Below are 16839 nucleotides of genomic sequence, written 5' to 3' on the forward strand. Positions count from 1 at the left end.
AGATAAATTTCAACAACAATTGATATGAATAATAAATGATTTATTTCTTGGAATAGTCTTTTTCCAAATTTTCACATTTACCACTCATTTACCTAGTAAAATTGTCAATTGAAATAAGTTGATACCATATCAGTATCTGCCAAATTTCAAAATGTTTAAATTTTTTAATCTAACCCGAAAATTACAACTATTAGAAAAATTGTCACGTATTGATCAAGTAACTTATTTAACTAAAAGAGATACTATGTGTTGAGCCGTTTCTGAAGATAATGATAATAGGGGTTGAGGATAAATTCCACAAACTATAATTAAAGCCGCTATTACGATCAATCCTAATTTAGTTTGTAAATTAATATCTTTCTGACCTTCTAAAAATTCTTGATTTCCTTTACCAAACATTGACATTCCGTACATTTTGGTAATATAAACGGCACATAAGATTAAGGTTAAACCGGCTATAATTGCTCCCCAAATGCTTAATGTAAAAATACTTTTCAATAAAAGGAATTCACCTATAAATGCATTGGTTAACGGAACAGCCATAGTTCCAACAGAGATTATCATAAATAAAACAGCTAAAAATGGAGCTTTAGATGCTAATCCTCCCATTTTACTTAAATCTCTGGTACCGAATTTTTTAATTAATACATCCGCTACATAAAATAAACCGACTACATTAACTCCGTGTGCCAACATTTGAATTGAGGCTCCTTCAATACCGGTACTATCAATACCGCAATGCATGGATACGATTGCACTTGCAAATATACCGGCAGCAATAAGTCCCACGTGTGCCATTGAAGAGAAAGCAATAAGTCTCTTAATATCTTTTTGAACGATAGCGATTAAAGATGCATATACAATTCCAATAATTGATAAAATTAAGGCTATGGAACCGGAAGTTCCTCCTACCGCTTCAGGTGAAAGAGGTAATAAATATCTTATGATTCCAAATACTCCCATTTTAAGCATGATACCGGATAATAACATGGAGCCTTGGGTAGGAGCCATTGTATAGGTATCTGCTTGCCAAGTGTGGAAAGGAAATATGGGTAATTTGATTGCAAATGCTAAGAAAAACATCCAAAAAATGAATGTTTGAGCTTGTGCAGGAATTTTAACTGCATATAAGGCATTTAAGTCAAATGATCCCGCTTGCAAGTAAACATATATTAGTGCAACCAGCATAAATAAAGATCCAAAAAAAGTATAAATAAAAAATTTATAGTTTATTTTCAATCTGTTTTCACCTGTTCCAAAAATTCCACATATAAACCAAATAGGAATTAAAGTTACTTCCCAAAATATATAAAACATTAAACCATCTAAGGAAGAGAAAATACCCACTAATCCAAATTGCATTAATAAAATTAATGCATAAAAGCCGGAAGGGCGTTCATCGTTCCATGATGAATAGAGTATAATTGGCGTTAATACATTGGTTAATAGAAGCATTAGGACAGTTAATCCGTCAACACCGAAATGTAACGTAGATTTAATCGGTGAAAAATACAACTCTTTTCCAAATTCAAACTGAATTCCTGAATCTGCTTTGAAGTTACACCATATAATAGCGGTTAATACCAATTCGGATATTGCAATTATAAATGCTATATATTTTGAAATATTCCCTTTTAAGGCAAATAATAAGCCTGATCCTATGATTGGTAAAAGTAGTACTGCTAAAGTTAACATTATATCTTTTTACTTTTTGTATTTTAATTAATGACTTAAAAATTCTGCAACTAATAATAATATGAATATTCCCAAGGACATTGCAAATACATAAAATTCTACATTTCCGTTTTGTATTAGTCTAAGGACACTTCCGCATCCCTTAACTGTTTTTGCTGTTCCTTCTACTATTCCGTTTACTATATATTTATCAACTATATTTTTCAGAAATTTTCCTAAGTTTAAAACCGGATTAACAATAACTTCATTATAAAATTCATTGATATAAGCAGCATGTGCTGAAAATTTTTCCCATCCGGTCATATTTTCTACAATAGTTGCCTGTACTTTTCGGGTAACATATTTGTTGTAGGTAACAAGTGCTACCATAGCTATTACAGCTAAAGTTATTCCCAGTAACATCATTTCAGTACCTAAAGAAGGTTCTTGATGTATAGGTAAACCTACATAAATAGGATGCAACCAATGCGCCAATTTTTGAGAAATTCCTTCCCCTAAATAATGAGGTAAGTTTATACCTCCGCCTACAACGGTTAATAGAGCTAAAACCAATAAAGGAATGGTCATTATAGCCGGACTTTCATGCAAATGTTTTTTTTGCTCCTCGGTACCTTTGAAATCTCCAAAGAATGTAAGGAATAGTAAGCGAAACATATATATACAGGTTAAAGCTGCTGAGAATAAGGTAAGTCCCCAAATAATTTTGTTTTTAGTCCAAAGTGCTACTAAAATTTCGTCTTTAGAGAACATCCCTGCTAAAGGAGGTATTCCGCAAATAGCTAATGTTCCAATTAGGAATGTCCAATAAGTTACCGGGATTTTTTTTCTTAATCCTCCCATGTATCTCATATCTTGTTCTCCACTCATCGCATGAATAACACTACCCGCTCCTAAAAATAATAATGCTTTAAAGAATGCGTGAGTGATTACATGGAATAAAGCAGTCGTGTAAGCTTCTGCTCCTAAAGCGGTAAACATAAGTCCAAGTTGTGAAACTGTTGAATAAGCCAACACTTTCTTTATATCGTTCTGTCTTAATCCGATGAATGCTGCGAGTATAGAAGTAGCTAAACCAATATACATAATAAAGTCTAGAGTAATCGGCACTAAACTATAAATGGCATTGGATCTGATAATCATATAAATACCTGCTGTTACCATGGTAGCGGCGTGAATTAATGCAGAAACCGGTGTAGGCCCTGCCATCGCATCAGGTAACCATGTATAAAGTGGTATTTGAGCAGATTTACCCATAGCTCCTATAAATAGAAATACAGTAGCTGTAATTAATATAGGATCATTTAACTTAAATAAATGGGCTTTGGCTGCTATGTCGGAGTATTCTACACTTCCAAAGTAATAAAATAACATGAATATTCCTATTAAGAGCCCTAAGTCTCCTATTCTATTCATTACAAATGCTTTTCTGGCAGCATATCCATATTCTTTATTGGTATACCAGAATCCAATAAGTAAATAGGAACAAAATCCTACTCCTTCCCATCCTATAAATAGTATTAAGAAATTACTTCCCATTACTAACAACAGCATGGAAAATATAAAGAGATTTAAATAAGAAAAGAATTTATAAAAGCCTTTATCTTCATGCATATATCCAATGGAATACAGATGAATTAAAGATCCGATTCCTGTAACAATCATCATCATCACTAAGGATAACTGATCTATTTGAAAGGAAAAGTTAACTTTTAAAGTATCAACTGCAAACCAATTAAACAGGGATGCTTTAACGGGTTCTGTAAACGTGCAAAATAAATATACGGATAGAAAAAAAGGTATCCAAACAGCAAGATTTGCAATTGTTCCTACTGCCGTTTTAGGCATTTTACTTCCAAAAATTCCACAAATAATAAATCCAATAAGTGGTAAAATTGGTATTAAATATATTATATTCTCCATTTCTTATCCTTTTAATCTATTAAATAAGCTAACATCTACAGATCGTGTATTTCTATACATCATGGTTATGATGGCTAATCCTACTGCAACTTCGGCTGCTGCAACAACCATAATAAAAAATACTAATATTTGACCGTCTGCATCTCCTTTGTAGGCAGAAAATGCTGCCAACAATAGATTCACTGAATTCAACATCAGCTCCACACATCCTAAAATTATGATTGCATTTCTTCTTACTAATACTCCTGTTACTCCTATACAAAATAGTAATGCGGATAAGTATATAAAATAATCTACCGGTATACTTTGTAATAAACTGTTAACCATTTCTTTTTTGTTTCAAGAAAATAAATATTTTTTTATAAATCTCTTTTTCCTATCATAACTGCACCAACTAATGCACCTAAAAATAGAATCCCAGCTAATTCGAAGGGTAATACGTATTGACTAAATAATAAGTGTCCTAAATTTTTAGTTAATCCTATTTGACTGTCTGGATTCGTAGGAAAATCTATTTGTTGATATCCTCTTAATGCTCCAATAAATCCAATGAATACTAATCCTCCGCATATGGTTGCTAAAATTCGAAAAGCACTTCCTTTTAAAGGCTCATCTTTTTCTTTCAAATTCAACATCATAAGCACATAGAGGAATAAAACCATAATGGCTCCGGAGTAAACTATAATTTGAACTACACTTAAAAATTGAGCATTTAACATTATATATAAACCTGATATGGAAAAAAAGGTTATGATCAATGAAATGATGCTGTACATAGGGTTTTTACTGAATACAACAAATAATGCGCTCACAATTGCACTAGCAGATATTAAATAAAACAAAATTGCTTCCATATTCTTTATTTTTCTACCGTATATTTTTTTATTTGCCTTTGTGAAACGTCTATTCTATTGTCCATGCTTTCTACAAGCTTATCTTTCTTGTATATAAATTCTTTGCGTAAATGTTCCGGCATTACTAAACGGTCAGTAAGAAATATGGCTTCTTTAGGACATGCTTCTTCACACATTCCGCAAAATATGCATCGTAACATATTTATTTCATAGTTTTCTGCATATTTTTCCTCTCTATATAAGTGTTCCTCTCCTCGCTTTCTTTCAGCGGCAACCATTGTAATGGCTTCAGCCGGACAGGCTAATGCACATAATCCACAAGCTGTACAACGCTCTCTTCCTTCATCGTCTCTTTTGAGTACATGTCTGCCTCTGTATACAGGACTAAACTCTCTTTTCTTTTCTGGATATGAAGTGGTAACCGGTTTTTTGAAAAAATGACTAAAAGTGATTTTCATACCTCCTAATACTGCAGGAAGATATATCTTTTCTTTTAAGGTCATTTCTTTATTTGAAATTATCTTAGATTTATTGGTAAGCCTCTGCATAAATTTAATTTCTTTCTTTACTTTTTTCTTTATTTTAGCCAAATACTACAATAGTAGCAGTTATTAATAAATTGAGAATGGACAAAGGTATCATGACTCTCCAACCTAAACGCATTAATTGGTCGTATCTGAATCTAGGTAATGTCCACCTTACCCACATAAAACAGAATATACAAAAGACTATTTTTATTAAAAATGCTACTATACTAATAATTCCTATTGCATTTTCTCCAAGTGTTCCATTTTTGGCCAATTCATTCATAAACGGAAAGCTGTAACCTCCAAAAAATAGAGTGCTTATTAAAGCTGAACTAATAAACATGTTTATATATTCTGCAAAAAGGAATGTACCGAATTTCATGGATCCGTATTCTGTATGATAACCTCCGATCAGCTCGGATTCACACTCTGCCAAATCAAAAGGGGCTCTGTTTAGTTCTGCAAACGAACAGGTAACGAACAATACGAAGGCTAAGGGTTGATAAAATACATTCCAAGCCATACCATTTAAAAATGATAATCCGTATAAATTGGAAGCTTGTTGCTCTACCATGGCTCTTAAATCCAATGTTCCTGTCATCATAATGATGGATAGAAGGGATAATCCCATAGCCAACTCGTAAGAGATCATTTGTGAAGAAGCTCTTATTGCCCCTAACAATGAATACTTATTATTGGAAGCCCAACCTCCCAGCATGATTCCGTATACTCCGATGGATACGATACCCATTATATACAGAACTCCTACATCAATGTTTGCTACTTGAACTAAATGAGATTCTCCTGCTATAAACAAAGATTTTCCCCAAGGAATCACTGCTCCTGTACTTAATGCTATTAGCATTAAAATTCCCGGTGATATGATAAACAACCATTTTTCTGCATTTTTTGGAACAAAATCTTCTTTGAAAAAAAGTTTTCCTCCGTCGCATAAAGGTTGCATTAAACCAAATATTCCTGCTCTATTGGGTCCTATTCTATCTTGTAAAAAGGCTGCTACTTTTCGCTCCATTAAGGTTTCATAAGCTGCAGCTCCTAAACACAACGCAAATAAAATAACTACCAATACTACTGTAAACCACATATTATATATATTATTCTAATGTTTTAGCTTTAAATTTTTCGATTTTATAATGCGGATCATTTTTAGGTAATGGTAATTCGTAATGATTTACCGAAATTACAGAATGATCGCTGATATGGGCAGGACCTTCTATATTCCAATAATTCAGGTCTTTTCTTTCAAATCGACAATCATTGCATATAAATTCTTCTACTTCATTGTATGCATCTTTTCGCGCTGTTACCCGTATAATGGTATCTCCTTTCATCCATAATACTGCTTTACCGCTACATTTTTCACAAGTACAAGTTGCATTTACCGGTTCAGTAAACCAAACTCTACTTTTAAATCGAGCGGTTCTATCTGTTAAAGCTCCCACCGGACAAACATCGATCATGTTTCCTGAAAAATCATTTTCAATAGCTTTGCTTATGTAGGTACTTATTTCCGCATGATCTCCTCTGAATAGTATCCCTTGATTTCTTTGGTCGGTAAGTTGATTGGCAACTAATACACATCTTGCACAAAGAATACATCGGTTCATGTTTAATTTTATGTACGGTCCTAAATCATCGGATTGAAAAGTTCTTCTTGGGAATTCAGAACGGGTTTTATCCAACCCATGCTCATAAGCCAAATCCTGAAGTTTACATTCTCCTGCCTGGTCGCATATAGGACAATCTAAAGGATGGTTAATTAATAAAAATTCTGTAACTCCTTGTACGGCTTGTATTACTCTTTCAGAGGTAATAACTTTAACTTCCATACCATCCATTACATTGGTACGACAAGCCGGTACTAACTTAGGCATAGGACGTGGATCTTTTTCTGATCCTTTAGTCACTTCCACCAAACAAGTGCGGCAACGTCCCCCACTTGCTTCCAATTTACTATAATAGCACATAGTAGGCGGAACAGAGGCTCCTCCTATTTGTCGTGCTGCTTCTACAATTGGAATCCCTGGATTTACTTCTACAGTAATTCCATCTATTGTTACTTTTATTTTATTTGGTTCTTCGTTCATTAGATTTTAATATATCTTGGTGCATTAAAAATGCCAACTGAATCCGAATGTGTAATTCCATTGGAGATACAAAATATTTTGAGAAGCTTTATCTGAACTGCTGGATGTTGTTCTAATATCCGGCATGGATATAACTCCTTCTTTTAATTCCGTTCTAAGGAAAAAAAGATCCCAGAACAGCAATTCTGCTCCCACTTTTGCATCTAACCCCCATCCTGCTAAATGAAATTTATCATGTCTTTCATTATTCATTATAGTTGCATTGGTTTTTGGGATTAGCAATCCTAAACCTCCTCCTGCTATACTATTAAATTTAAAAAAGCCGGAACTTATGAAATTATGATAATATTCTATTTCTGCATTCAAGTAATTTAGACCGTCAGTATGTTCTAAATGTAAAAAATCATCAGTTAAATAAATGTATTCTCCGTCAACGATTGCATCCTCATATCCGGGAGTGTTAATTGTTCCTGTTGATTTAACCCATTGCCCAGGTCTAACTACATATTTCATATGATCCATACCTAAAGAAACCGCCCAATTATCTTTGAAGAAATAACCGATTCTATAATTTACTTGAGGGATCGTTACTCTGGTTGGGTCTAAAAAATCGTGAAAGTTCCAGCCAATCGGCTTATCATCACCTTTTACTCCATGTAGGGTAAAATTATAATCATTACCTGTGAAATGGACGGATGACCTTCCATAATAGGCTCGGTTCCAACCCCAGTAGGCGTATACTTCACCTTTTCTGTGGGCTTTTCTTTTGTTCTTTTCTTGTTCTTGGGCATCCACTGCACCAATTGTAAATATTGCTAATAAAAACAATAAATTACTTTTGTTAAATAGTTGCATATTCAGCTATACCATAATTTTTTGTTAAACATTCTGGATTATTTATATGCCATTGGAACTCATCTCTAAAATGTCTAATAGCTGCTGCAACCGGCCAGGACGCTGCATCTCCTAAAGGACATATCGTATTACCGTCTATCTTACTTTGTATATTCCATAGCAAATCGATATCGTCGTATGTTCCCCGTCCTTCTTCTATTTTTTTTAGTATTCTGTACATCCATCCGGTCCCTTCGCGACAAGGTGTACATTGTCCACAACTTTCATGATTATAAAAACGCGCCAGAGTCATCGTATGTCTTACTATACACTGGTCTTCATCTAACACTATAAATCCACCTGAACCTAAGGCTGTTCCAGTAATAAACCCTCCATCTGCCATACTTTCGTAATTCATCAAACGGGTTTCGCCGTTAGCTGTCTTTAGTAATAATTTAGCGGGTAAAATAGGAACTGATGATCCACCCGGTATACAAGCTTTCAATTTTTTACCTTTAGGTATTCCTCCGCAATATTCTTCACTGAAAATAAATTCTTCTATGCTTAAGTTGAAATCAACTTCGTATACTCCCGGTTTATTCAGGTTTCCACAAGCGGAGATTAATTTAGTTCCCGTAGATCTTCCTACTCCCATTTTAGCATATTCTGCTCCGGTTATGGAAATAATAGCCGGTACAGTTGCAATGGTTTCTACGTTATTAACTACGGTAGGGCACTGATATAACCCCTTAACAGCCGGAAAAGGCGGTTTCAATCTAGGGTTACCTCGTTTTCCTTCTAAAGATTCCAACAATGCGGTTTCTTCTCCGCATACATAAGCTCCTGCACCGCGTTGAACATAAATTTCCAGATCATATCCTGTATTCTTTATATTCTTACCTAAAAAACCATTGGCTTTTGCTTCTTGTATTGCGTGTTCTAAGATCTCGGGAATCCAAGAATATTCTCCTCGTATATATATATAGGAAACGTTGGCTCCTAAACAAAAAGATGAAATAAGTATACCTTCTATTAATTGATGAGGTATATATTCCATTAAATATCGGTCTTTAAAAGTTCCCGGCTCTGATTCATCTGCATTAACCACTAAATAGCGCGGCACTCCTTCCGGCTTAGCCAAAAAGCTCCATTTCAACCCTGTAGGAAACCCGGCACCTCCACGACCTCTAAGTCCACTGGTCTTAACTTCTTCCAAAATTTCATCAGGAGTCATTTTAAGGGCTTTTTCCGCTGCAGTGTAGCCTCCATGCTTTCTAAAAACTTCAAAAGTTTTTATTCCTTCTACATCAATATTTTTAAGCAATAATTTTTTACTCATTATATTATAATATATGCTTCTAACTTATTGTTTAATCAATTGCAATATTTCCCGCCCTGCAAAGGTCAATGATTTCATCTACTTTTTCTTTTGTCAGATGTTCATGATAAAATTTACCAATTTGCATCATAGGGGCATACCCGCAAGCGCCTAAGCATTCTGCCGGTTTTAGAGTAAACATACCATCTTCAGTTGTTTCTCCTTCTTTTATCTGCAATTTTTCTTTAATATGTTCTATGATTTGATCGCTTCCATTTAACATGCATGGACCGGTTCTACATACTTCCAACACATATTTTCCGACAGGTTGCATATTAAACATTGTATAAAAAGTAGCTACTTCATATACTTCTATTGGTGAAATATTTAATAAAGAAGCCACATAATCCATAACAGGGACATCTAGCCATCCTCCAAATTCTTTTTGAGCCAAATGCAACACAGGAATTAAAGCAGATTTTTGCTTACCTTCCGGATATCTTGCAATTATTTCATGTACTTTATTTAAGGATTCGCTGCTAAAAACTATCTCTTTATCAGGGCTTACACCGTTTTTAGTCATTTTTATTTTAATGTTAGGTTGCAAATATACAATAATGAATTTTACTTGAAAAGTTTAAGTAACTGTTTTTAATCTATATTTAACAATCTGGAATCATTATAAATAACACAAAATAACTGTTTTATAGAGATTAAACTGTTTATAAGAACCTTTGCTTACCTTATTTCGGGTTAAATTTACTTTTTATACACTCCTTTTTTCCTATAAGATTTGTTTTACAACGCATTATCTTACTCTATTGAAAATTATTCACACACATTATTAGTATGTTTAAATGAATAGTCCTTAATAAAATAGTATGATTTTTAAATTATATTGAATCAATGTATTAATTAAAATCTCAAAAAATAATTAAAATATTATTTTCCGTTTTATAAAATAAATGTATATTTGCAGTCCAAAACCAGTAAGCGGATGTGGTGGAACTGGTAGACACGCTAGACTTAGGATCTAGTGCCGTGAGGCGTGGGGGTTCGATTCCCTTCATCCGTACAAAAATAAGAAGCAATTAACTGAATAAAGGTTAGTTGCTTTTTTATTTTATAGAATTTGCAAGATTATTGCACGATTATATAACACTAAGAATGATTTCTAATACCATCTTTGTAAACATATTCAATATATTTTAACGTCTCTTTATAAGAATATTCGCTTATGGATGTAAAAAGATCATATTTGAAAAATTACCTGTTTAGAGGCTGTTTATTTATTTCCTAAATAATTGTAAATTGTTCGTTCATGTTCAATTAAACTTGATTTTTAAATAGCTTCAACCTATTTAGTATGATTTGTTATCATTTGAAAATATACCTAAACTAACTCCGACAGATATTTCAAAAGGAGTACAACTTGTAATCATTCTTGATAGGTATTTTAATAATGTATAAATACTGTTTTGAGAAAATTTATTTATAAACTGTTCCTCAACAATGATCTTATAAAGCTCTAGGGATGCTAAAAAGATAGCTTCCATAATTTTTTTTATTCAACAATTTACAGGATTTTCATTTATTTTTTTTAAAAAAATTTAAAAGGGATATTCTTATTATAAATTTATGAAATAAAATGTAATGGTTCATTTGTTTTTTTACTTAAAGTATAATCTATTAAAAATACTGTTAATACTGAAAAAAACATTAATAATCCAATAGGCCCAAATAAATCATTATAATCAATCTGTATAAAAGCTAACGTTTGTTCAATAGCATTAATTCCTCCGTGTAAAGCGCCAATGACAAATAGGCTTTGTGTTCTTTTTAAGGCAAAAGAAAAGTAGAATGACATAGCAATACATAATATAACCATCATAAGAATCCCCCAATAAGGGTGGTTAGGATAATTATGTCCAGATATTATTATGGGTGTGTGCCATACTCCCCAAATGATCCCGATTATTATATTTTTTTTAAAAAAAGAAAAATTTAAATTTTTCTCTAAAAAGCCTCTCCAACCAATTTCCTCCCCCAAAGCAATGAAACCATTTATAGATATTGAGGACATTAAACTTGCGATGAACATTAGTGGAACCAATAGGAATAATAAATAGTCGATTTTTAATATAGATGGTATTTTTTGTAAAATTTCTGGACTTAGTTGTCGATAACTTGTAATTAGTTTTCCAAAGGGTTCAATTTCTAATACATTCCCAAATAAATACCCATAAAACATCACTAAAACTGGAAGTAACAAATTGGTTATCAGTAGATATTTATAAGTTTGTTTCCAATTAATATTTTTAAAATTTAATTGAAATTTTTCTGATGTTACCAAAAATTTCCTTTTTTCTATTTTAAATGCTACTAAAGCAGGAGTAATCATTAATAATAATGTGAATAGTAACTGAATAGGATTAACAGTACTTTGTGACTTAGGAATATTCCAGATAATTACCCCTATTATACCTGATATAAGATAACATATACTTATAAATGCAAGAACTTTCTTCATTTATAACAGGTTTTAATTTTCATATAAATATACTAATTTTCCTAATTTATAATACTTCTCTGATATGTCATATTGGCTAATTTCATTCTCTGGTTTTCTCTTAATGAAAATATCTATTTTTTACTTTAACAAATCTTTACTTATTTCAATATCATCATTATTATCTAGATTGAATATTTCAATAATATGGTTTTCTAATTTACCTAAATCATCTTTCTCTTTTTTTACTCCTGCAAGTTTATCATAAGGCAAATCATGTTGTTTACCATCACTTTTAAACCAAAATTTTCTATGTGAAATATAACCTGTATTAATAAAATAGGTCTATTTCGTTCTTATAAATTAAGCGAAGTGTTATTGCTCTTATTTCCAATTTAGATTTGCTTCAATAGAGAAATTAACTATTAGCCAAGGTTTTATGATTTATAATTGCGCTTATACAAAAGCAAGAATATGAATGATATTTGCACGATTATATTGTATTTAATTAGATTATTTTACACCTATTTATATTTATACATTTTATATAAATATATTTAATAATAATCTAATGTAAATAAATTATAAGGTTCAACTCCCTTCATATGCATCAAAATAAATAGCAATTAACTAATTGAAAGTTAATTGCTTTTTTTGTTTTATAAAATTTAGTAGATTAAATCGTTTTTAATTATGTATAAAAATTTTAAATAAATTCTTTTGTAAATTATAATAAACAATTAATCAATTGCTTTTAGTGATTAGATACAAATTTAAGGCCTACTATGGAGCTAACCAGAGTAATTATAAAAAATATTCTCCAAAAGGTTGCCGGTTCTTTAAAAACAAATATTCCTAACAATACTGTGCCCACTGCTCCTACACCGGTCCATACTGCATAAGCTGTACCTAACGGAAGGGTTTGAGAAGCCTTAATCAAAAATAACATGCTCGAAATCATACAAATTAAAAAACTGATATACCAATAGTATACGGCATTTCCTTGAGAATTTTTTGCTTGGCCTAAACTAAAGGTAAATCCGACTTCAAACAAACCGCCGATAATTAACAAGATCCAATTCATATTTTTCTCTAATAAGCTTTTATTTTCCACACAAAAATAAATAAAAACTTATTTTTTATTTAATATGGTTTATATCTTTATATATAATGTATTTATATATAATTAACAATCTTGAGCTGTAATACTTCTGTTAAATCATAATTAATTTTTTATCAAACATTACATAAAAATAACTGATCTTAAATTATGCATATATTTAATTCAAAGTTTTAACAACTTATCTGAATATACTTTTATTCTATAAAAAATATTTAAATGCATTTTCAAGTAATATTTTTTAATCCTATAAAATTTCACTAAAATTGTAACCAATTGATAGTAATCGTATGAAAATAGTAAAATTTGGAGGATCATCTGTCGGTTCCGGTCAAAGTATACAAAATGTACTTAATATTCTGCAGAACAAATATGCTTCAGGCGAAAAATTTATAGTAGTATCATCTGCCATGAGCGGAGTTACCAATATTTTAACGGAACTAGCACAAATTGCCTCTGAAGGAAAGGATTTTAAAAAAGGTCTTATTGAAATTGAACAAAGACATTTTACGGTTATTAAAGAAATGATTACGGTTAAAAATCAAAATCCTGCATTTACTCAGATTAAGATTTTTATAAATGAGATCGAAGATCTTTTGCAAGGAGTCTATAGCTTGAGGGAACTCAGTCTTCAAAGCAAAGATCTTATTTTAAGTTATGGAGAAAAATGCTCCACTTTTTTATTGAGTCAAATAGCCAAACAATATTTTTCAGAAAGTATTTATGTAGATACTTCAAACCTTATAAAAACAGACAGCAATTTTGGAAATGCCCGAGTACATACTCCCGTTACAGAACATTTATTGCAAGAATTTTACAAAGAGCATTCACATCAAATCCTGTTTTTTACAGGTTTTATAGCCTCCAATGAAAACAATCGAATTACTACATTAGGAAGAGGAGGCAGTGATTATACGGCAGCCATAATAGCTGCCGCCTTAGATGCAGAAGAAATTGAGCTTTGGTCTGATGTAGACGGTATGCTAACCGCAGATCCTCGTGTCGTAAAAAAAGCTTTTTCATTATCTGAACTTTCCTATACGGAAGCAATGGAATTATCTTATTTTGGAGCGAAAGTTATCTATCCTCCAGCCATGATTCCGGCTTTTCGAAAAAAAATACCTATTGTATTGAAAAACACCTTTAATCCTTCTTTTAAAGGAACAAGGATTGAAGAACATACTCATAAAAATGCATACCCGATTCGGGGTATTTCTTCCATAGATGAAATCAGCCTGATCAATATTACAGGAAGCGGAATGATTGGCAAGATTGGTTTCAGCGGCAAACTTTTTTCTTTATTAGCACGCGAACATATTAATGTAATCCTTATTACCCAATCGTCTTCCGAACACAGCATTACATTTGCCATTGAGCCCAAGGATGTTCATAAAGCAAAACAGCTTTTCAACAGTGAATTTGAGTTGGAACTGGAAACCAATAAATTAAATCCGCCAATCATTGAAGAAAATTTATGTGTATTAGCCATAGTTGGCGAAAATATGAAACAAACCCCGGGGATATCGGGCAAGCTTTTCCAGGCTTTAGGACGTAATGGAATCAACATACATGCTATTGCACAAGGATCATCCGAATACAATATTTCGGTAATAATAAAACGTAAAAATATATCGAAAGCTTTAAATGCTGTTCATGATGCGTTTTTCACTCAACTAACCAAAACACTTCATGTATTCAGTGTAGGAACAGGAAATATCGGGGCAACCTTGCTGCGACAAATCGATGCACAAAGTGATTTTTTACGTGAAAACAATGGTATTGAAGTAAAGATAAACGGAATAGCTAATTCCAAAAAAATGATTATTGACGAAGAAGGCATTGATCTTACACAATGGCAGGAAAGAATAAATAAGGGAGATACCTCTAATTTGGATGAATTCATCCAAAAAATAAAGTTGTTAAATCTTTCCAACTGTATTTTTGTTGATAATACTGCAAGTCCAATAACCGGAACGTATTACAAAGAACTTTTCGAATCTAATGTTTCGGTGGTTACCTGTAATAAAATAGCTAATTCTTCTTCATATAAAGATTATAAAGATTTAAAAGATACTGCCAGAAGAAGAGGCGTCGATTTCTTTTATGAAACGAATGTAGGAGCCGGATTACCCATCATACGAACTTTAAAGGATTTAATGACCAGCGGGGACAGGATCATCAAAATTGAAGCTATTTTAAGCGGTACTATTTCTTATATATTCAACAATTTTAGAGGCAAAACTTCTTTTTATGAGGTTGTTAAAAAAGCCCATGAATTAGGCTATACGGAGCCGAATCCTCGAGAGGATTTGAGCGGAAAAGATTTTATGCGTAAAATGATGATTCTCGCACGTGATGCCGGATATCAAATTGAAGAAAAAGATGTTGAGTTAGGAGCTATCCTTCCTGAAAGCTGTTTCAAAGCTCCCTCGATTGAAGACTTTTATGAAGAATTAAAAAAATCTGATTCTTATTTCAACGAGCTGAAAGAAAAGGCTGAAAATGAAAATAAAGTCTTAAGATATATCGGAAAGTTGGAAGATGGAAAGGCTTCCGTAAATTTGGAATTCGTGGATGCTTCTCATCCTTTTTACAATTTAACGGGAAGTGATAATATTATCTCATTTACAACAGAGCGATATAAATTTAATCCATTGGTAATAAAAGGACCGGGAGCAGGTGCTGAAGTTACTGCAGCGGGGGTTTTTGCTGATCTTATTAATGTTGGAGCTAATTAATGTTTTATAAAATCTAGATATCTATTAGATTTTAGGTTGAAAACTATTTTTTTAATTTAGGTATAGGCTTATTGTAAAATAAGACATATAAAATTTTTTAAAAAAAAGTACAACTTAATCGCATCGAAATATTTAAGAAAAGTATTAATTCTTGTAGAATTATAAACCTGATACACCTATTGTTTAAAAAAGTTAGTCTTTTGAAATCAAATATAATTAGCTTACATTTGTCTCACTAAAAATTGAACGTTTTCAAATTTCGATGAAAGAAAAAGATAGTGTGCATGTATTTGCTCCGGCGACTTCAGCTAATTTTATTTGTGGATATGATATTTTAGGATTAGCGTTGAATGAGCCGGGAGATGAAGTTTTTTTAAAACGCGTGGATGAACCCGGAATAAGAATTACTAAGATAACCGGAGATCAAGGGCTTTTACCTACCCATCCGGATAAGAATACGGTGAGTGCATGTGTTAAAATGATTCTCGATTTTTTGGGTAAAAAAAATTACGGAATTGAAATTGAACTTCATAAAAAAATGCCTATCGGTAGCGGTCTGGGCTCTAGTGCAGCAAGTACAATAGCGGGTCTGTTTGCTATTAACCAGCTTTTAGGCGAACCATTATCTAAAAAAGAACTGTTGCCTTTTGCCTTAAAAGGTGAAGAACTGGCCTGCGGGCATGGCCATGCCGATAATGTTGCCCCTTCATTAATGGGTGGGATAACATTAATTAGAAGCTATCAACCGTTAGAAGTAATTAACCTTCCCGTGCCTACGGAACTTTGTTGTTCCATTATTTTTCCTCATGTAGAGGTTCAGACTCGCGCAGCCAGACAAATTTTAAAGAATAAAGTTGAACTAAAAGACGCCGTTTCTCAATGGGGAAATATTGCCGGATTGATAACAGGCTTATTTACAGAGGATTACAACTTGCTGTCCAGAAGTTTACAAGACCAATTAATTGAACCTACCCGTTCCATTCTTATACCCGAATTTGAAGCCATGAGAAGAATTGCTATGGAATGCGGGGCCTTAGGTTTCGGTATTTCAGGTTCCGGACCTTCAGTAGTTGCTTTTACCAAAGGAATTGAAACAGCAAAAACAATTACTGCAAAACTTAAAGAACATCTTAAAAATCACGAAATAGAAAGTAATGGTTATTCCTCTCCTATAAATGGTAAAGGAGCAACTGTACTTTCATAATTCAGCCATATA

The 16839-nt window shown here is 32.4% G+C and carries 16 protein-coding genes and 1 tRNA gene; 3 read left to right on the forward strand and 14 right to left on the reverse strand.

Going from position 1 to position 16839, the window contains the following annotated elements; translation table 11 throughout:
• Window positions 1-222 precede the first annotated feature (222 nt).
• The 10 genes from GYM73_RS08325 to nuoE form a co-directional block, all read right to left on the reverse strand.
• Complete coding sequence (locus GYM73_RS08325) at window positions 223-1695, reverse strand: NuoM family protein (RefSeq protein WP_160541732.1); 1473 nt, start codon at window positions 1693-1695, stop codon at window positions 223-225.
• Window positions 1696-1722: 27 nt separating this feature from the next.
• On the reverse strand, window positions 1723-3615 hold the full coding sequence (nuoL, locus tag GYM73_RS08330) for an NADH-quinone oxidoreductase subunit L (RefSeq protein ID WP_220233554.1): 1893 nt from the start codon (window positions 3613-3615) through the stop codon (window positions 1723-1725).
• A 3-nt stretch (window positions 3616-3618) separates the two neighbouring features.
• Window positions 3619-3942, reverse strand: a complete 324-nt coding sequence (nuoK, locus tag GYM73_RS08335; protein ID WP_105296749.1) for an NADH-quinone oxidoreductase subunit NuoK — start codon at window positions 3940-3942, stop codon at window positions 3619-3621.
• Between the two features lie 32 nt (window positions 3943-3974).
• Window positions 3975-4469, reverse strand: coding sequence for an NADH-quinone oxidoreductase subunit J (locus GYM73_RS08340; RefSeq protein WP_105296750.1), 495 nt, complete (start codon window positions 4467-4469; stop codon window positions 3975-3977).
• Window positions 4470-4474: 5 nt separating this feature from the next.
• The gene (locus GYM73_RS08345; protein WP_105296887.1) at window positions 4475-4972 is read right to left on the reverse strand and encodes an NADH-quinone oxidoreductase subunit I; all 498 of its coding nucleotides are present in this window, start codon (window positions 4970-4972) and stop codon (window positions 4475-4477) included.
• Between the two features lie 79 nt (window positions 4973-5051).
• A complete protein-coding gene (gene nuoH / locus GYM73_RS08350; RefSeq protein ID WP_160541730.1) occupies window positions 5052-6101 on the reverse strand; it encodes an NADH-quinone oxidoreductase subunit NuoH in 1050 nt (349 codons plus the stop codon).
• A 10-nt stretch (window positions 6102-6111) separates the two neighbouring features.
• Complete coding sequence (locus GYM73_RS08355) at window positions 6112-7104, reverse strand: 2Fe-2S iron-sulfur cluster-binding protein (RefSeq protein ID WP_220233555.1); 993 nt, start codon at window positions 7102-7104, stop codon at window positions 6112-6114.
• 24 nt (window positions 7105-7128) lie between these two features.
• A complete protein-coding gene (locus GYM73_RS08360; RefSeq protein ID WP_160541728.1) occupies window positions 7129-7959 on the reverse strand; it encodes a hypothetical protein in 831 nt (276 codons plus the stop codon).
• Window positions 7946-9277 (reverse strand): NADH-quinone oxidoreductase subunit NuoF, encoded by a 1332-nt coding sequence (nuoF, locus tag GYM73_RS08365; RefSeq protein ID WP_160556953.1) that lies wholly within the window; start codon window positions 9275-9277, stop codon window positions 7946-7948. The genes GYM73_RS08360 and nuoF overlap by 14 nt, the downstream gene beginning before the upstream one ends.
• 31 nt (window positions 9278-9308) lie before the next feature.
• The gene (gene nuoE / locus GYM73_RS08370; RefSeq protein ID WP_160568937.1) at window positions 9309-9839 is read right to left on the reverse strand and encodes an NADH-quinone oxidoreductase subunit NuoE; all 531 of its coding nucleotides are present in this window, start codon (window positions 9837-9839) and stop codon (window positions 9309-9311) included.
• Between the two features lie 410 nt (window positions 9840-10249).
• Between nuoE and GYM73_RS08375 the strand changes: the two genes are divergently transcribed.
• Window positions 10250-10331 (forward strand) — tRNA-Leu (locus tag GYM73_RS08375).
• 286 nt (window positions 10332-10617) lie between these two features.
• Here the strand turns inward: GYM73_RS08375 and GYM73_RS08380 are convergent.
• The 4 genes from GYM73_RS08380 to GYM73_RS08390 all read right to left on the reverse strand — a co-directional run bounded on the left by GYM73_RS08380 (window position 10618) and on the right by GYM73_RS08390 (window position 12849).
• The gene (locus GYM73_RS08380; protein ID WP_220233556.1) at window positions 10618-10812 is read right to left on the reverse strand and encodes a lantibiotic dehydratase family protein; all 195 of its coding nucleotides are present in this window, start codon (window positions 10810-10812) and stop codon (window positions 10618-10620) included.
• 80 nt (window positions 10813-10892) lie between these two features.
• Window positions 10893-11786, reverse strand: a complete 894-nt coding sequence (locus tag GYM73_RS08385; RefSeq protein WP_220233557.1) for a type II CAAX prenyl endopeptidase Rce1 family protein — start codon at window positions 11784-11786, stop codon at window positions 10893-10895.
• A 120-nt stretch (window positions 11787-11906) separates the two neighbouring features.
• The gene (locus tag GYM73_RS09975) at window positions 11907-12038 is read right to left on the reverse strand and encodes a hypothetical protein (protein ID WP_255448155.1); all 132 of its coding nucleotides are present in this window, start codon (window positions 12036-12038) and stop codon (window positions 11907-11909) included.
• A 481-nt stretch (window positions 12039-12519) separates the two neighbouring features.
• Window positions 12520-12849: a multidrug efflux SMR transporter gene (locus GYM73_RS08390; RefSeq protein ID WP_220233558.1), complete on the reverse strand. Its 330-nt coding sequence runs from the start codon at window positions 12847-12849 to the stop codon at window positions 12520-12522.
• 326 nt (window positions 12850-13175) lie between these two features.
• Between GYM73_RS08390 and thrA the strand changes: the two genes are divergently transcribed.
• Window positions 13176-15623: a bifunctional aspartate kinase/homoserine dehydrogenase I gene (gene thrA / locus GYM73_RS08395; protein ID WP_220233559.1), complete on the forward strand. Its 2448-nt coding sequence runs from the start codon at window positions 13176-13178 to the stop codon at window positions 15621-15623.
• A gap of 262 nt (window positions 15624-15885) precedes the next feature.
• Window positions 15886-16827: a homoserine kinase gene (locus GYM73_RS08400; protein WP_220233560.1), complete on the forward strand. Its 942-nt coding sequence runs from the start codon at window positions 15886-15888 to the stop codon at window positions 16825-16827.
• The last annotated feature ends 12 nt before the right edge of the window (window positions 16828-16839 follow it).

The organism is Apibacter sp. ESL0432 (assembly GCF_019469225.1).
Taxonomy (GTDB): Bacteria; Bacteroidota; Bacteroidia; order Flavobacteriales; family Weeksellaceae; genus Apibacter.